This window comes from Hymenobacter sp. FMD4 (assembly GCF_058932745.1).
Genome location: NZ_JBZYWH010000027.1, coordinates 1 through 15,816, shown reverse-complemented (window position 1 = coordinate 15,816; position 15,816 = coordinate 1). Strand labels below are relative to the sequence as shown.

General features: G+C 58.5%; 13 protein-coding genes. 6 read left to right on the top strand and 7 right to left on the bottom strand.

Going from position 1 to position 15,816, the window contains the following annotated elements:
- Positions 1-48 precede the first annotated feature (48 nt).
- The gene (locus AC5FXY_RS19045; RefSeq protein ID WP_493558305.1) at positions 49-744 is read right to left on the bottom strand and encodes a fumarylacetoacetate hydrolase family protein; all 696 of its coding nucleotides are present in this window, start codon (positions 742-744) and stop codon (positions 49-51) included.
- 162 nt (positions 745-906) lie between these two features.
- On the opposite strand from AC5FXY_RS19045, the gene AC5FXY_RS19040 reads away from it, so the two are divergent.
- Positions 907-1,698, top strand: coding sequence for a M48 family metallopeptidase (locus AC5FXY_RS19040; protein WP_493558304.1), 792 nt, complete (start codon positions 907-909; stop codon positions 1,696-1,698).
- Positions 1,699-1,711: 13 nt separating this feature from the next.
- Complete coding sequence (locus AC5FXY_RS19035; RefSeq protein WP_493558303.1) at positions 1,712-2,272, top strand: hypothetical protein; 561 nt, start codon at positions 1,712-1,714, stop codon at positions 2,270-2,272.
- Positions 2,273-2,581: 309 nt separating this feature from the next.
- On the opposite strand, the gene AC5FXY_RS19030 is transcribed toward AC5FXY_RS19035, so the two are convergent.
- Together AC5FXY_RS19030 and AC5FXY_RS19025 are read right to left on the bottom strand one after the other, a co-directional pair.
- The gene (locus AC5FXY_RS19030; RefSeq protein ID WP_493558302.1) at positions 2,582-3,295 is read right to left on the bottom strand and encodes an alpha/beta fold hydrolase; all 714 of its coding nucleotides are present in this window, start codon (positions 3,293-3,295) and stop codon (positions 2,582-2,584) included.
- A 133-nt stretch (positions 3,296-3,428) separates the two neighbouring features.
- Positions 3,429-4,811 carry a UDP-N-acetylmuramate--L-alanine ligase gene (locus AC5FXY_RS19025; protein WP_493558301.1) on the bottom strand — a complete coding sequence of 461 codons (1,383 nt, stop codon included), beginning with the start codon at positions 4,809-4,811 and terminating at the stop codon, positions 3,429-3,431.
- A 282-nt stretch (positions 4,812-5,093) separates the two neighbouring features.
- Between AC5FXY_RS19025 and dnaB the strand changes: the two genes are divergently transcribed.
- A complete protein-coding gene (gene dnaB / locus AC5FXY_RS19020) occupies positions 5,094-6,629 on the top strand; it encodes a replicative DNA helicase (RefSeq protein WP_493558349.1) in 1,536 nt (511 codons plus the stop codon).
- 123 nt (positions 6,630-6,752) lie between these two features.
- Positions 6,753-7,412, top strand: a complete 660-nt coding sequence (locus AC5FXY_RS19015) for a hypothetical protein (RefSeq protein WP_493558300.1) — start codon at positions 6,753-6,755, stop codon at positions 7,410-7,412.
- A 66-nt stretch (positions 7,413-7,478) separates the two neighbouring features.
- Here AC5FXY_RS19015 and AC5FXY_RS19010 read toward each other — a convergent pair whose 3' ends face one another.
- The 3 genes from AC5FXY_RS19010 to AC5FXY_RS19000 form a co-directional block, all read right to left on the bottom strand.
- The gene (locus AC5FXY_RS19010; RefSeq protein ID WP_493558299.1) at positions 7,479-8,738 is read right to left on the bottom strand and encodes a PepSY-associated TM helix domain-containing protein; all 1,260 of its coding nucleotides are present in this window, start codon (positions 8,736-8,738) and stop codon (positions 7,479-7,481) included.
- A gap of 89 nt (positions 8,739-8,827) precedes the next feature.
- The gene (locus AC5FXY_RS19005) at positions 8,828-11,365 is read right to left on the bottom strand and encodes a TonB-dependent siderophore receptor (RefSeq protein ID WP_493558298.1); all 2,538 of its coding nucleotides are present in this window, start codon (positions 11,363-11,365) and stop codon (positions 8,828-8,830) included.
- A gap of 239 nt (positions 11,366-11,604) precedes the next feature.
- On the bottom strand, positions 11,605-12,639 hold the full coding sequence (locus AC5FXY_RS19000; RefSeq protein ID WP_493558297.1) for an LLM class flavin-dependent oxidoreductase: 1,035 nt from the start codon (positions 12,637-12,639) through the stop codon (positions 11,605-11,607).
- Positions 12,640-12,742: 103 nt separating this feature from the next.
- On the opposite strand from AC5FXY_RS19000, the gene AC5FXY_RS18995 reads away from it, so the two are divergent.
- Both AC5FXY_RS18995 and ygiD read left to right on the top strand, forming a co-directional pair.
- Positions 12,743-13,333 carry a Crp/Fnr family transcriptional regulator gene (locus tag AC5FXY_RS18995; RefSeq protein WP_493558296.1) on the top strand — a complete coding sequence of 197 codons (591 nt, stop codon included), beginning with the start codon at positions 12,743-12,745 and terminating at the stop codon, positions 13,331-13,333.
- 342 nt (positions 13,334-13,675) lie between these two features.
- A complete protein-coding gene (ygiD, locus tag AC5FXY_RS18990; RefSeq protein WP_493558295.1) occupies positions 13,676-14,506 on the top strand; it encodes a 4,5-DOPA-extradiol-dioxygenase in 831 nt (276 codons plus the stop codon).
- A 157-nt stretch (positions 14,507-14,663) separates the two neighbouring features.
- Here ygiD and AC5FXY_RS18985 read toward each other — a convergent pair whose 3' ends face one another.
- The gene (locus AC5FXY_RS18985; protein WP_493558294.1) at positions 14,664-14,942 is read right to left on the bottom strand and encodes a hypothetical protein; all 279 of its coding nucleotides are present in this window, start codon (positions 14,940-14,942) and stop codon (positions 14,664-14,666) included.
- Positions 14,943-15,816 lie beyond the last annotated feature (874 nt).

Below are 15,816 nucleotides of genomic sequence, written 5' to 3'. Positions count from 1 at the left end.
TGCCGCGCCACGGGTGCGGAAGTGTGGAACCGCGCCGCCGCGCCGGGCTTACTTTACGGCTAGTTCCAGCAGCTTTTCGCCTTCGAGGTAGCCGGTGAGCTGGTCGCCTACTTTGATGGGCCCCACACCGCTGGGCGTACCGGTAAAGATCAGGTCGCCCATCTTCAGCGTGATAAAGCGCGACACGTAGCTGATGATCTTATCGAAGTGGTGCAGCATCATGGCCGAGTTGCCCTGCTGGCGCACCTCACCGTTGATTTCCAGGCGGAAGTTGATGTTTTTCAGGTCTGCGAAGTCCGACACGGGCTTAAACGTGGGCGACAGCGGCGCCGAGCCGTCGAAGCCTTTGGCCAGCTCCCAGGGCAGGCCCTTGCTTTTGAGCTTGCTCTGCAGGTCGCGGGCCGTCAGGTCCAGGCCTAGGCTGATGGCGTCGTAGTAGGTATGGGCAAACTGTTCCTCGATGTGGCGGCCGTTTTTGCTGATGCGCAGCACCAGCTCGATTTCGTGGTGAATGTCTTGGGTGAAATCGGGGTAGAAAAACGGCATGCCGCGCTGTAGTAGGGCCGTATCGGGCTTGAGGAAGATGACGGGCTCGTCGGGAACTTCGTTGTTTAGCTCGGCAATGTGCTCGGCATAATTCCGGCCGATGCAAATAATCTTCATGAGAGGCAAGGTCAGGGGGAAGCGGGCAAACAACCCGTATAAGCAAAAGTACGGGACCAGAGTGGGCGAAGAAAATGCCATTTGCACTGCGGCGCTTACGCAAAAGGCCCTGCAGGCGTTAAGCGGCATACAACATTTGCCCCCGCTCGCGCCGTATAGCTACGCACAGCCGAGCTGGCCTGAAATGTGTATTCTCGCCGCCGAAAGCGGGATTGGCCCGTTTTCGACAAAGCTTTTTCTCTCATGCTCAAAAAAATCATGTTGGCCGCGGCCCTGTTCACAGCCACCGGCTGCGCTACCGTTCCGCTCACGGGCCGCTCGCAGCTTAGCTTGGTTTCGGATCAGGAAATGAACACCATGGCCGAACAGGAGTACCGCAAGGTGCTGTCGTCGAGCCGGGTAATCAGCAGCGGCAATGATGCAGCTATGGTGAAGCGCGTGGGCCAGCGCATTCAGCTGGCCGTGCAGTCGTACTTCCAGCAGCAAAACGCTTCGGCGCAGCTAGCGGGCTACAACTGGGAGTTTAACCTCATTGATGAAAAGCAGGAAAATGCTTGGTGCATGCCCGGCGGCAAAGTGGCCGTGTACACCGGCATCCTGCCCATCACAGCCGATGAAAACGGCCTTGCCGTGGTGATGGGCCATGAAATTGCGCACGCCGTGGCGCGCCACAGCAACGAGCGAATGAGTCAGCAGCTGGCCGCGCAGGGCCTGGGCGGCGTGTTGTCGGCGGCGGTGGGGCAGAATCCTTCCACCACGCAGGGCGTATTCATGCAGGCCGTTGGTGCTGGCTCGCAGCTGGGCTTGCTGAAGTTCGGCCGCAATCAGGAGTCAGAGGCCGACCGGCTGGGCCTGATTTTTATGGCCATGGCCGGATACAATCCCGACAGCGCCGTGTCGTTCTGGCAACGCATGGCGGCTAAAGAGCAAGGCGGCAACATCGAATTCCTTTCGACGCACCCCTCGTCTTCCACCCGCATCAGTGATATTCAGCAACAACTGCCTGAAGCCCGCAAATACTATACTGCTCGCTAGAGCGACCCCGCCCGTGTTTCAATCTTTCCGTTCCCGCTTTTTCGGGGCCGCCACGGTGGTGGCCCTTCTCCTGACCGGCTGCGAAGCCAGCAAGCAAGGATTCCCCGAATCCGGCAACGCCAAAAAGTCGGAGGAAAATCTGCCTATGCTTGCCTCGCCCAACCGGTTGGTCGCCGTGGTGGAAGCGGAGAAAGTGGGTTACAAAGTGCCCCGCGAGCAACTCATGCTGCTTTTCGGTCGGCAGTTCGGCGATGGCACCGTGATTGATAAAGCGCAGGTGCGGAAGGTGCAGAGCTCGGCCAAAGACAAACCCATGTATTTCCTGGTGGGCATGGGCCTGCAGAATGGCATGTTCCGGGCCATGGCCTTGCCGCTGGAGCTAACCACTGATAATGAGCTGTACCTCAGCTCCAACACCGAGCGCTACATACTGGCCGGCAAAGGCTGCCAGATGTGTTTCTTCAACTTCGGCGCCAACGGCATCACCGGCACGTCCTGCGGAGATAATTCGGGCGGCGGCACTTGCGACCTGACCGTAGAAGAGAAAAACACTTTTTTTCCCGCTAAGAAATGAGCCGCAAGTGGATCCTGCGCCTGTCGCTCACGGCCTTGGCCCTGCTCGTGACAACGGACCGGCGTAGGAAGCCTACGCCAGCGCCGCCAAAACCGGATGAGACTGATAAAGCAACGCCGCCCACCTCATGAGGTGGGCGGCGTTGCTTTATCAGCTTGATTTTTGGCAAGAAGCCATCTTATCCCTAACTATTTGGCCGTCATGTTGAACACCGCCAAAGCATCTCTGCAGCTTGGCACACTCATTTCTGAACAAGTACATCCCGAAAGCCAGGCCTCGAATGCGCTCAGTGGAGTGAGTCAATAAGCATCAGGGAGCCATGGGTACCGTAACGGCCTGCACGAAGCTACGAATCTTGTTGGCCAACACGGGCAGATCGACGCGGTCGAGCGGGTGCGGGGTGTTTGGCAGCACCTCGAAGCTGGCGTTTTGCAAGTATTCGGCAAACTGCCGGGACGCTTCCACACCGGCCGTTTTGTCCAGCTCACCCACCAGCACCTGTACAGGCACGGTGAAATCCGGTAGGTTCAGCTCGTGCAGGGCCGGCGCATTGCCGAGTTCCAGCATCATGGCAGCGGTGGACTCCACCACGGCCCGCCAGCCGGTGGTGCCGTGCGTTTGCTGCAGCAGCTCCACAAATTGTGGCACCTTGGCCTGCATCTTCTCCGCATCGAGCATCTTCACCTCCGTCGCGGCCGTTTCCGGCGACCAGTCGAACTTGGTACCCAAGGTGGTGATGGAGCGGATACGGCCGGGGTCGGTAACGGCGCTTAGGATGGCCGCGTAGCCGCCCATGCTGTAGCCAAACACGTGAACGTGGTCGAGCTGGTGTTCGGCCAGGAAGTAGCTCACGTCGGCCGCAAAATGCGTCATGGTGAACTGGGCCGGGTTTAACTCGCGGCCACCGTGCCCGCTGAAGGAAAAGGAGTGTACCTCAAAATCGGCGGCGAGCAGCTGAGCCAGCGGCTGCAGCTGATCCGAAGAGGCCAGCGCCCCGTGCAGCAGAAGAAGTGTAGGTTTCATAGCGGGTGTAAGCGCGAAGTAGCGCGGACTCTGTAGTCCGCGTCCCTAGATAATAATCTTTACCGTTGTACGGAAGGAAATACTATCTGTGGACGCGGGCTTACAGAGCCCGCGCTACTTTTTGTTGGTTGGGCTAACTGCCTATCACTTCACCAGCTAGCTGCACCAGATCCAGCCCATCAAAGGTGCCGGAAGTCATCATTAGTAGGTTAGCATTGTGCCAGTTCTGTTCGCGTAGGAACTCGGCTAGCTTGCGGCTATCGGTAAACACGCGCAGATCGGGGCGATGGAAGGCCTCAGCTACCTGCAAGTCGCTGAGCGGGGGCAGGCGCTTATGGGCCAGCACCTGCGGGTTAAAATACACCACAGCTACGTCCGGCGCGTCGAAGGTGCTTTCGTACTGAGGCAGGAAATCGGGATTAAGCGAGCTGAAGGTGTGCAGTTCCAGGCAGGCCACCAGTCGCCGCTGCGGAAACTGCTGCTTCAGGGCCGTGGAGGTAGCTTTCAACTTGCTGGGCGCGTGCGCAAAGTCTTTGTACACCACCGAAGAGTTGCCCTGCTTCACCAGCTCCAAGCGGCGCGCGGCGCCTTTGAAAGTGGCCACGGCCTCGTAGAAATCTTTGCCTTTGATGCCTAGCTGCTTGCACACTTCCTTGGCCGCCGAAAGGTTGCGCAGGTTATGCTCGCCGAAAATCTGGATGGGCACCAGCTCGTCTTTTTTCGTGACGAGGTAGGTCACGCCGTTTTTGATGACGTGCTCGTGCGGGCCGTAGCTCACGTATTTCACATCGGGGTTGGAAGGCACGCTCACCAGCTGGGCCTGCTCGTCGTCGCGGTCGAAGATGAGGGCGCCGGCTTTGGGCGTCATCCGGGCGAAAATGGCGAACTGCTCGCGGTAGTTTTCCTCCGTTGGAAACACGTTGATGTGGTCCCAACTAATGCCGGAAATCACCCCGATGTGGTGCTGGTAGAGGTGAAACTTGGGCCGACGGTCCACGGGTGAGGAGAGGTACTCGTCGCCTTCGATGATGATAATGGGCGCGTCGTCGGTGAGCTTCACCATCAGGTCAAAGCCTTCCAACTGCGCCCCTACGGCGTAGTCAAAGTCGCGGCCGTGGTGGCGCAGCACGTGCAGGATAAGGCTGGTGATGCTGGTTTTGCCGTGCGAGCCACCGATAACGATGCGCTGCTTGTCTTTCGAGGCCTCGTAGATGAACTCCGGGAAAGAGAAAATGCGCAGTCCCAGTTCCTGGGCGCGGTGCAGTTCGGGGTTGTCGGGGCGGGCGTGCATACCCACGATGACGGCGTCGAGGTCCTCGGTGATGCGGGCGGGGTCCCAGCCCATTTGGTCCGGCAGCAGGCCCGCCTGCTGGAGACGGGTGCGGGCGGGGTCGAAGATTTCGTCGTCGGAGCCGGTGACGTGAATGCCTTGGCGGTGCAGGGCCAGGGCGAGGTTGTGCATAATGCTGCCGCCCACCGCAATCAGGTGGACGCGTCGGTACGAAGGATAAGCCATGCGGGCAGTAGGAGGTACGCTACTTGAGGTACGGTGTGAAGCCGGACGGCAAAGGTAACGAAGCCAGGTTGGGTCAAGCCCTTTGGGGTGGGGGTAATTGAGGCAAAGTAGCGAAAACTCTGTCGGCAATCAACGGCGGCAAATACCCCATCGGGGCGTAGTTTTGTGGTCCTTTTCCGGTACTTTCGGACCGGGAGGACCTGCCGCACGATGATGGACGATAGCAACAGCCGCGTTAAACAACTGGCCGCCAGGGCCCATAAGGCCTGGAATAAGCCGGTGATGCCCGCCAGCCCTACGGGCAAGCTGCCGCCGCAAGCCCTGGACTTGGAAGCAGCCGTACTGGGTGCTCTGATGCTGGAAAAAGACGCGCTGACCAGCGTCATCGACATTCTCAAGCCCAAAAGCTTTTACAAAGAAGCGCACCAACAGATTTTCCAGGCCATCCTGAGCCTGTTCGATAAAACCGAGCCCATCGATATTCTGACGGTGACGCAGGAGCTGCGCTCCATGGGCACCCTGGAAATGGCCGGCGGTCCGCAGTACGTAGCCCAGCTAACGTACCGTATTCAGTCGGCGGCCAACATTGAGACGCACGCCCGCATCATCACCGAGCACGCCATTAAGCGCGAGCTGATTGCCATTGCCTCCACCGTCCACCGCGACGCCTACGAGGACACCCAGGACGTGTTCAACCTGCTCGACCAGACCGAGCAGGCGCTGTTTGAAGTGTCGGAATCGAACATTCGCAAGAACTTCGACGACATGCGTAGCCTGATGGGCAAGGCCATCAAGGAACTGGAAGAAAAAAGCAAGCAAACGGGCGGCCTCACCGGTGTAACGTCCGGTATGATGGCTCTGGACCGCGTAACGTCGGGCTGGCAGAAGTCGGACCTGATCATCATTGCGGCTCGCCCGGCTATGGGTAAAACCGCTTTCGTACTGTCTTGCATGCGCAATGCCGCGGTGCTGGACAAGAAAGCCGTGGCCTTCTTCTCGCTGGAAATGTCCTCGATTCAGCTCGTCAACCGTCTGATTTCGGCGGAAGCAGAACTGGATTCGGAAAAGATTAAGAAGGGCAACCTGGCGGATTACGAGTGGCAGCAGCTGAACCACAAGATTGCGACACTCTCCAACGCGCCCATCTTCATCGATGATACACCGGGCCTGAGCATCCGCGAGTTGCGCACCAAAGCCCGCCGTCTGAAGTCGCACCACGACATTCAGATGATCATCATCGACTACCTGCAGCTGATGACCGGCAACGGCGACGGACGCCCCGGCGGCAACCGCGAACAGGAAATTGCCTCTATTTCGCGGGCCTTGAAGGGTATTGCCAAGGAGCTGAACATCCCGGTAATCGCGCTGTCGCAGCTTTCGCGTTCGGTAGAAACCCGCGGCGGTGATAAGCGCCCACAGCTAAGCGACCTTCGCGAATCGGGTTCCATCGAGCAGGATGCCGATATGGTAATGTTCTTGTACCGTCCCGAGTACTACGGCATTACGGAGGACGAAATGGGCAACCCCACCCAGGGCGTAGGCGAGGTAATCATTGCCAAGCACCGTAACGGCGGCCTTGACAACGTACCGCTCAAGTTCATCGGCCGCTTTACCAAGTTCATGGACCTCGACGGCTCGGACTTCGCGCCTGAGGCCAGCTACAACACCGGCCAGCTGCCTGCCAGCTCCTTCGAAGACCCCGACCCTGGCTTTGCACCGGCGCCAAACACTATTCGCCTCGGTTCGCGCATGAACGATGCGCCCACGCCGCAGCCGTTCCCCAAAAGCAACTTCGGCAACGAAGACCCGCCATTTTAGGCGGCTGTCTCGCACCAGCAACAGCGCGTTTCGCCCAGCGGCAGGACGCGCTGTTTTATTATGCGGCCAAGCAAAACCCTTAGCTTGCCACGTTTTATATCGTCACCCTTCTCAATACTTGTTGTGAAATCTATTCTACTGCTGTTAGCTGGCCTTGGCGCGGGTACTGGCGCCTGGGCTCAGGCACCGGCCGCGCAGCCCGCTCACCCCTGGCTGCTAGGCGTAGGGCTAACATCCATGGCAGGCTATTACACTGGAACCAACGAGTCGATCGACGGGCTCACCTGGGCCCCTTCGCTGCACGGGCAGTTGGCGCTAGGCCCGCGGCTAGCGCTGCAGAGCGGGCTAGCCTACCAAAAGCGCACCACCGACCGCGACGAAAGCAGCGCTTCTGAGCGCTACGTGCAGCACAAGGTGCTTAAGTCGACGGTGGTGCCCGCGCTGCTGCGGTTTACTCTGGGCCGGGTGCCGCAAAAAGCGCAGTTTGCCCTGCTAGGTGGGCTTGCGTTCCGCCACTCCGACTTGGTAGACCGCGAAACCCGTTATTACCTGAATCCTGCCGCCTCCGGCACGTTTCAGAGCGAACGGGTGGAAAACCGCTTGGACGTGTTTCTTTCCATGGGGGCTGGGTTTCGCTACCAGCCGACCCCGCGGTGGGCGGGCCTGGCCGATGTAACGCTTAATCCGCGCTTGGGCGGCAGGCGCACCCAATACTACGAGCTGCTGCCCAGCGCCCTGCTTGCGGTGGGAATTGGCTATTGCCTGGGGACAACTCGCCCCTAAGCGGGGTAAATTTCACTTAAAACAAAACGGCCGCCGGAGTTCATTCCGGCGGCCGTTTGCTCGTTACTACGCGGCGTAGCTTAGCTTACGCTGCTTTTTTCGCTCTTTTTTCAGGCGGTTTAGCCACATAATCACGCCCGTGATAGGGAAGGTGAAGCCCAGCACGCACACGATAAGGGCAATAATCTTAGAAGGCATACCGTAAATGGCACCGGTATGTACCGGCTTGAAGCTGCGGCGCACACGCTGGCCCAGGTTGCGCTCCTCGAACGCCAGCTTGCCCAGCGGTTGACCGGTGTACTGATCGAGGTATAGCTCGTCAATGGCCCCCTCGTAAACGGCGTTGGCCTTGGTCGTCGCCACGCGTACGGCCTCTGAGGAGTCTTTGGGCAGGGAAATGGCGTAGGAAAGGGCCGTCGGTATCTGCAGACGAGCCACCGCGTAGGCTTGATCAAAGCCGATAGTGGAGCCCGGAACTTGGGCTACAAACGCGGACTTGGGTGCTTCCGGGCCTTTGGGGTCGGACTTGGTAACGGCGAAGATGCCGTTGTTGAACCACTCAAACGACCACGCTAGGCCAGTGAAGGCAAACACAAACAGAAACAAAGCCGAGTAAAATCCTAGTACGATGTGCAGGTCGTGGTTCAGGCGCTTCCAACTGGCATCCCACTTCACGGTGAGGCGTTGCTTGAGCACCTTGCCGGTAGCAGGAAACCACAGCACAATGCCCGTCAGGATGATGAACAGGAACATGATGGTGCTTACGCCCACGATGAGCTTGCCCACAGGCCCGCCCACCATGCCGCGGTGCAGGGCCATTACGGAGAAGAAAAAAGTGTCGCGGTACACGTACGGGCCTACTACAGCGCCGGTGTAAGGATTCACGAAGTACTGTGGGCCGCGGCCACCTTCGCCGCCACCTTTGCCCCCCTTTTCGCCCTTACCTTCCTTGTCGCCTTTTCCGGCTTGAGCACTGCGTGCACCCTCACCACGCTGTTCCCCACCACCGCTTCGCATACCACCTTCTTTGCCACCGGGGCCACCCGGGCCACCGGCCAAGGTGATTTCGGCAGTGCGGAGCGGGTCGGCGTAGAGCTTCACGCTGGCCACTTTGGCCTTGGGCACTTGCGCCTGCACAGCGGCCACCATCTGCTCGGGCGAGAGGCGCTGCGCGCCCTGCTGCTCCACAAAGTAGCGCTCTGGGTGCAAGCGCTGCTCCAATTCTTTCTCGAAGACGAGCACCGCGCCGGTCAGGCACACAATGGCGATGATGAGCCCTGAAACCAAGCTGAGGTACAGGTGAATGTTGCGGAAGAAAACCTTCATTGGATGTGCGGTGGCTAGGTATGCCGAACCCACCGAACCAAGGGGCCCGATGGGTTGGCGGCATTGAAGTGGGGATTAGCGGGTGAAGCTTAGAGTTTGTAAGAAAGCGTAGCCGAGTAATTGCGCGGGGCAATGGGGTTGACGCTGTTGTCGTCGTGCATGTTGTAGCTCAACTCATTCAGCAGGTTAGCAAGTTTCACGCGCAGCGAAAAGCGGTTGTAGGCGTAGCCCAGCGAGGCATCAAGCTGCGTGTAATCAGGAATGCTGATGAACTTGTTGGCATCGACGCCAGTCTGCCAGGGGCGGCCGGTGCTGGGGTCGAGCAGGCGCGGGTTGCGGCCCGCCAGCTTGTCGCCTACATAGTAGCCGGTGATGCCAGCCGTCAGGCCTTTGAGCACCGTATTTTCGAAGGTGTAGAACACGCTGGCGTTGGCGGTGTGCGCGGGGTTGTAGCGCAGGCGGCTGCCGTTCTCAAAGATGTTGCTGTTGGTATAAGCGGTATTGTTGTAGCTGTAGCCCGCAATTACCGACCAACCCATTACGGGCTTGCTCTGAATGTCCACCTCTACGCCCTTGCTGGTTACTTCACCGGCCAACTCCTGCGGGTTAGTGGTATTGGTAGCGCCTTGGAAGCGTGGATCGGTGGGCAGTACGCTCTGGATCTGGTTGCTGTTGACGATGCGGTAAGCCGTTACATTGGCCGACAGCGCGCCGTTGAATAGGTCGTTTTTCACGCCCACTTCGTACTGATCGATGATGGACGGCGGCAGTGGTTGGCCGTTCAGGTCGGCCACCGTGTTGGCCTGTGGGCTAAAAGAATTGGCGTACGAGGCAAACAATGACATCGTCTTCAGGGGCTGATACACCAGGCCTAGGCGCGGGGAGAAAGCGTTGTCGTAGCGACGGTTGAGTCTTAGTTGGCCTGCCAGCGGAGGCTGATTGTTGGGCTGAGGCTGACGGTTTACCACCGTGTTGTAGTAGTACACGTCGCTGGGCGTTTCCTGGTAGCTCCAGCGTAGTCCTACCAAGGCTTTTACTTTGTCGCTGAAGCTTAACAAATCTTGAACATAGAAGCCGGCGCGGCGGGTACCGGCTTTAGTGAGGATGTTGCGTTCCAGATCATCAAAGCCCTGCAGGCGCAGCGTGGGCTGCGAAATTTCCTTGGTCGGATCGAGCAGGTTGATGGCGTCGTAGGCGCTGATGGCCTGGTTGGGGTTGTTCGGAGTGGCCGGGTTGGTATAATTCAGCGTGTTAGTCTGGTACTGGTCGGCGTCGGCCCCAACTAAAAGGGTATGCCCTAGGAAGCCGGTGTGGAAGTTACCGGTCAGGTCCAGCTGGGCCAGGAAGTAGTTTTCGTCGGTCTGGGTGCGCTGCAGGCCGCGGTTCCAGTTGCCGTAGTTAGCCCCCGGCGTAATGATGCCTACCGGACGGGTAGCGGTGCGCAGCTCGTTGTCGTAGCGCTGGAAACCGGCCACCCCGCGCACTTGCCAGGTGTCATTTAGGCGGGAGGTAATGGTAGCGGTGGCGCTGGTCTGCGAGGTGGCGTTGTTTGCCCCAGGCACGTTCAGGAAACGGGTGCGCGAGGGCTGAAACACGTAATCGACGGCGCCAATGCCGAAGTCCGGCGTGCGGTTGTCGCGCAGGTAGTCGCCTTCCAGCAGCAGGTCGGTTTTGGGCGAAAGTTTGAAAATCAGCGACGGGTTCACGTAAAAGCGGTCCGACTTCACCTCGTCGCGGAAGCCGTTGCCCTGCTCGTAAGTCCCGTTCAGGCGGTAGGCTACTTTGTCGCTGCCCGCTACGGCGCCGTACACGTCCACCATCGGCTTCCAAAAACCGAAGGAGCCTACGCGCAGTCCCACCGCGCCGCCTTGTTCAAACTTGGGCTTCTTGGTCACCAGATTCAGCACGCCACCTGCGGCCACGTTGCCGTACAGGATGGCGGCGCTGCCCTTCAGCACTTCCATGCTTTCCAAGGACGAAGCCTCGGGCATCACGCCGTTGTTAAAGCGGATGCCGTTCTTAAAAGTGTTATTGGAACCGTAAGCAAAGCCACGGCTGCCCAATTCCTCCTGCGTGCCGCCAGTGGTACTGGTAACGTACAGGCCCGGCGTATTCACGATGGCGTCGCTCAGGCGCAATACTTGCTGCTGCTCCAGTGTCTGCTGATTCACGGTCACCACCGCCTGGGGCAGGTCCATGGGCCGAATAGGCATTTTGCTTACGCCGGTAGGGCGTTGGTTCACGGTGCGTGTCTCGATGATGGTCACCTCCGAAAGCTGCTGTGAGCTTTTAACCAGCGAAATCGTCGGCAGGCTCACGGTGCTGCGGTTCGGCACGTCCACCTCGATTTCCTGCGTCACGTAGCCCAGATAAGCTACGGCCAGCGTCTGTTTGCCGGTGGGGAGGCGCAGGCGGAATGAGCCGTCGGCCTCCGTGCTCGTGCCAATGGCCGTGCCCTTCACCATCACCGAAACTTGCTCTGCGGACTGCCCATCGGCTAGCACCACGCGGCCTACTACTTGTCCATGCGCTGCATAAGGATTAGTCGTGGGTTCGTCGCCGGGTTGATGATTATAAGCCAGCAAAGACTGTGCATTGACAGTTAGCGGAGCTAGGGCAAAAAGCAAGAAGGGCAGGGCGCGCGGCATTTGATATTTAGATTGTTTCTAAAGTGATGCAAAGCAACGCGCTGTTTAGATAGAATCCAAATAAAGAATTACGGGCTAGGTGCTTTTTAGGAAATAAGTGACGAAAATCATTTCCTAACGTCGGGCTGGACTTAGGCTTTCTGCTTGATAATCAGGTCGCAAAAACAAGGCACTGAAACGTGACGTTCCAGTGCCCTATGCAATGATCAGGTAGAAATCTAGGCGACTACTGCCGCCTTTTCCAGCTCAAAAGCTTCGGCCAGCAATTCGTAGGATCGTCGTCGATCCTCAAAATCGGCTGTGATAGTCACGGCTACAATTTCTTCCACCCCGTAAGAAGCCGCCAGCTGCGTAAGCTGCTCGTGCAGTTGCTCGGGAGTACCGCTGATGATGCGGCCGCGGTTATGCGCCAGCCGGCCCCGCTCTTCGAGCGAGTAGTCGTAAGCCAAGGCCTCCTCGTACGTCGGGAATGGGCCTCGCTGGCCTTGCTCGATGCGCAGCATCTGCAGCTCCATGGAGGCGCGTAGCTGCTGCGCTTTCTGATCGGTATCGGCGCAGAGCACAAATACGGCCACGTTGGCGGTGGGTGCCTGAAAGAATTCCGACGGCCGAAACCGCTCCTTATATAGCTGCATCAGCTTTGGGCCGCCGTTGGGGTTGATAAACTGCGCAAAGGAGAAAGCCAAGCCCAAGTGCGCCGCAAACAGGCCGCTTTGTCCGCTAGAGCTGAGCAGCCAAGGCTCGGGCACAGTAGGCGTTTGGGGCATGGCCTTCACCTTATCGTGAATGGTATCGGTCACCACTTCGTCGCGCAGAAAGGCTTTGAGGTCCATGAGCTGCTCGGCAAAGTCTTCGTCGCGGAAAGTATTGGCGGGATTGAGCACGTGGGCCGTGACGCGGTCGGTGCCCGGCGCGCGGCCGATGCCGAGGTCGATTCGGCCTGGGAACAAGGTTTCGAGCATGCGAAAGTTCTCCGCCACTTTCAGCGCCGAGTAATGCGGCAACATTACGCCGCCCGAGCCCACCCGGATGCGCTCCGTCTGACCTGCAAGGTGTGCAATGAGGACTTCCGGCGTGGAGCCCGCCAGAAAAGCCGTATTGTGGTGCTCCGATACCCAGTACCGGCTATAGCCCAGGCGGTCGGCCAGGCGGGCCAGCTCCACGGTTTCCAGTACAGCTTGCCGCGGCGTAGTGCCCGGCCGAACCGGTGACTGGTCGAGTATACTCAGGCGTATTTTTAGGGAAGTTTCCATAGATGCCGGTAAGCCTGCTTAACCGGTGGAGTGGGGCAGAGGTTCAGCTAAAGGAAAGACCGGCGGTTGGCTCTGCATACAGGGCTGTTGCGCATATTGCACCATGACCGCCAGCTCGCTAAGTCTGTTTCGAAGCTATTTTCAGCAAAAACTAGCTTTGTCTGACGAGCAGCTCATGGCAGTCGAAGCGCTGTTTGAGCCACGCACCCTGCTGCGGCATGAGCTGTTGCAGCACGCGGGTGAATTGGCGCGGGTAGGGGCCTTTGTGGTGCGCGGATGCCTGCGCAGTTACGTCATAGATGGCAAAGGCAAGGAGCATATTCTGCAGTTCGCGCCCGAGCAGTGGTGGATTGCCGATCAAAACAGCTTGACGCGCCAGGAGCCGGCCATGTTCTACATCGACGCCGTGGAACCCGCCGAGGTGATGCTGTTTGACGCGACGTTTTACCGCAAGCTAAGCCACATCACGCCCGGCTTCCCCACCTTTTTTACCACGCTGCTCCAAAATAACATGCGCACCATGCAGCGCCGCTTGGTACTTACACTTAGCGCCTCGGCCGAAGAGCGGTATCTGGATTTTCAGCACACGTACCCCATGCTGGCCCAGCGCCTGCCGCAGCGCATGATAGCTGCGTACCTGGGCGTCACGCCCGAGTCGCTGAGCCGCATCAGGCGGGATTTGGCGGGGCAATAGCAGGTAGCTAAAACTAAGGTTAGGACCGATTCTGCCTGTCTTTCTCAGGCCTATAAATGGCAGCACGGAAATCGGCTTGGCATCCAGGGCAAAGCAAACAACCTCACCGTGTGAGAATGAGCTCATATTTAGCAAGGTTCTCACTCGTCACCATGACCGGGGAAACTACGAGTTTACCCCGATCAACTCCATCATCTGCCTAGCTATCCAACTCATTTCTTACCATACATCAAGGCACCGGCCCTAAGGCCCAAGGTACCTTTGCATAGTACCTGACAGAACCATACAATGGACCGCAAGACGTTTCTGAAAACGCTGGCCGTTCTGCCCTTTGCCTCAGCCATGAATCTGCAAGATCTTCATACCGTTTCTTCCTCGTTTCAGAAAAGTGCGAAGATGCCGGTGCTTTTCATCGGGCACGGCTCGCCGATGAACGCGTTGGAAGACAATTCCTTCACCCGCGCCCTTAAGCAAATGGGCGAGGACATTCGCAACAAGCAAAAGCCCAATGCCATCCTCGTGGTGTCGGCGCATTGGCTTACACGCGGTTCCTTCGTGACCCTGAACGAGCGGCCCGAGACCATCCACGACTTCGGGGGCTTTCCGCAGGCGCTGTTCGATATGCAGTACCCCGCGCCTGGCTCTCCAGAGTATGCGCGGCAGGCCATAGCGCTGGTGCCCGATCTGCACGGCTCCGACGAGTGGGGCCTCGACCACGGCACCTGGACGGTGTTGCACCACCTCTTCCCGGCGGCCGATGTGCCGGTGTTTCAGCTTAGCCTGGACTTCCACAAAGCGCCCGAGCAGCATTTTGCCCTTGCCGCGCAACTGCAGGAACTGCGTAAGCGCGGTGTACTCATCGTGGGTTCCGGCAATGTGGTGCACAACCTGCGTCAGAGCATGCCCAAACTTATGGCCGGCGACGCCACGCCCTACGACTGGGCCGTGGAGTTCGATGAGTATGTAAAGCGCAAAATCGATCAGCGCGACTTCCGTAGCCTCTTCGATGTGCAGAAAGCTGGTGCCAGCGGCCCGCTCTCCGTACCCACCCCTGACCATTATTGGCCCTTGCTCTACACGCTGGCACTAGCCGATAAAGATGAGCCCATTACGCACACCTTTGAGGAAGTCTCCTTCGGCGGGCTAAGCATGCGCACGGTGGCTATTGGGTAAGCATCATGTTATTATAGATGTCATCTACTTCGCATCCACTTGCTAGCATTACTACTCTATATAATACTGGGTTTTCAAGAGAGGCCCTTTCCTAGCCTTATGCTTTAAATAACAGCTAGCCAATTGGGCTTAACGCAAGGTTAGGGTATGTTAACAGTCACGCACCATAGCCGGTAGCGGCTAGGTTTACGAAGACGAGGAAATGAAAGGCGTATTTATCGTAGCGGGAGACCACACGGCGAAATTGCTTGAGGCAGGCATAGAGGCGCTCTAGGCGGTGGCGCTGCGCGTTGTAGGCACGCGGGCGGGGGCGCTTACGCTGGGGCATGATGACGGCGTGCGTGTCTGGGCGGGCTAGTTTTACGACGAGCGGGGCGGCATCATGGCGCTGGCCGGCCATGAGGAAGCAGCGGCCTTTGGCCACTGCGTGCTTCATACTTAGCCCGGCACGGCTGCTGTACTGTTATGTTGCGCGCCCCGGCAGCATGCTGGTGCGCCCGCTCCATAGTGGAGTACACCCGTGGCGCGTGCAGCGTCGACTCGTCCTGCAGCGCTTCAAACAGTCGCTGTCCATTCCGGCTAGGTACCAGCGCCGGAATGAACGCGAGTGTAGGTGGTGTGCTAGCTGCCGCGCTAATGGGACAGGGACCGCCACCGCGCCCTGTTGCGCATTAGCCACAGCACCGCTTCCACCAACTGCCGGTTGTCGCGCCCGCCACTGGTGCCTGATCAGCCCGGCAACAAGGGTGCCAGCCGCGCTTATGAGCATCTATCTACATCGACTCTATCCAAGATGCTCAACTCAAGATTCTCACACCTATTGGTTACACTTCCTAGCCTCTTAGGAGGTGCCTTAACAGTCACGGATGGTCAAGTACAGGTACCGCCCTTGAGTGGGTTGGTGCTGAAGAACTGACCGAGCATTTGCCCTAGCCTCAACGACGGCCAGTATTTAAGGGGTACTCAGGTGATGTGCATGCCCTTTAAAAAAATAGGAACTTATTGAACCTAAGCCTTGCCCAAAGTGTCTATCTGGAAGCGCCAGCAAAAAGTGCGGCGCTTTACTCGGTTTCCCCACGCCACAAGGAGGGGGACGGCCACCGGCGGAAGCGTTGCCATATTTTTTCCGGCGCGGTGAACTTCCCCAAGTGCTTCAGGGTTAGGTCTTGGGCGCACCGGGGGCCGCGCTTGCAGAAGTGCAAGCACCTGGAAAAAGCACCGAGGGTATTGCGGGTTCGGAAATGACCTGGTACTTTTGTCCTCCCGATCAAACGGAACGGGGCAGCGAGCGAGGAAATCGACACGCTCCG

What these genes read in the sequence shown, in the direction of transcription:
- AC5FXY_RS19045 (WP_493558305.1), bottom strand. Translation starts at nt 744, where the DNA reads ATGGCATTTTCTTCGCCCACTCTGGTCCCGTACTTTTGCTTATACGGG.
- AC5FXY_RS19040 (WP_493558304.1), top strand. Translation starts at nt 907, where the DNA reads ATGCTCAAAAAAATCATGTTGGCCGCGGCCCTGTTCACAGCCACCGGC.
- AC5FXY_RS19030 (WP_493558302.1), bottom strand. Translation starts at nt 3,295, where the DNA reads ATGAAACCTACACTTCTTCTGCTGCACGGGGCGCTGGCCTCTTCGGAT.
- AC5FXY_RS19025 (WP_493558301.1), bottom strand. Translation starts at nt 4,811, where the DNA reads ATGGCTTATCCTTCGTACCGACGCGTCCACCTGATTGCGGTGGGCGGC.
- dnaB (WP_493558349.1), top strand. Translation starts at nt 5,094, where the DNA reads ATGCCCGCCAGCCCTACGGGCAAGCTGCCGCCGCAAGCCCTGGACTTG.
- AC5FXY_RS19010 (WP_493558299.1), bottom strand. Translation starts at nt 8,738, where the DNA reads ATGAAGGTTTTCTTCCGCAACATTCACCTGTACCTCAGCTTGGTTTCA.
- AC5FXY_RS19000 (WP_493558297.1), bottom strand. Translation starts at nt 12,639, where the DNA reads ATGGAAACTTCCCTAAAAATACGCCTGAGTATACTCGACCAGTCACCG.
- AC5FXY_RS18995 (WP_493558296.1), top strand. Translation starts at nt 12,743, where the DNA reads ATGACCGCCAGCTCGCTAAGTCTGTTTCGAAGCTATTTTCAGCAAAAA.
- ygiD (WP_493558295.1), top strand. Translation starts at nt 13,676, where the DNA reads ATGAATCTGCAAGATCTTCATACCGTTTCTTCCTCGTTTCAGAAAAGT.
- AC5FXY_RS18985 (WP_493558294.1), bottom strand. Translation starts at nt 14,942, where the DNA reads ATGAAGCACGCAGTGGCCAAAGGCCGCTGCTTCCTCATGGCCGGCCAG.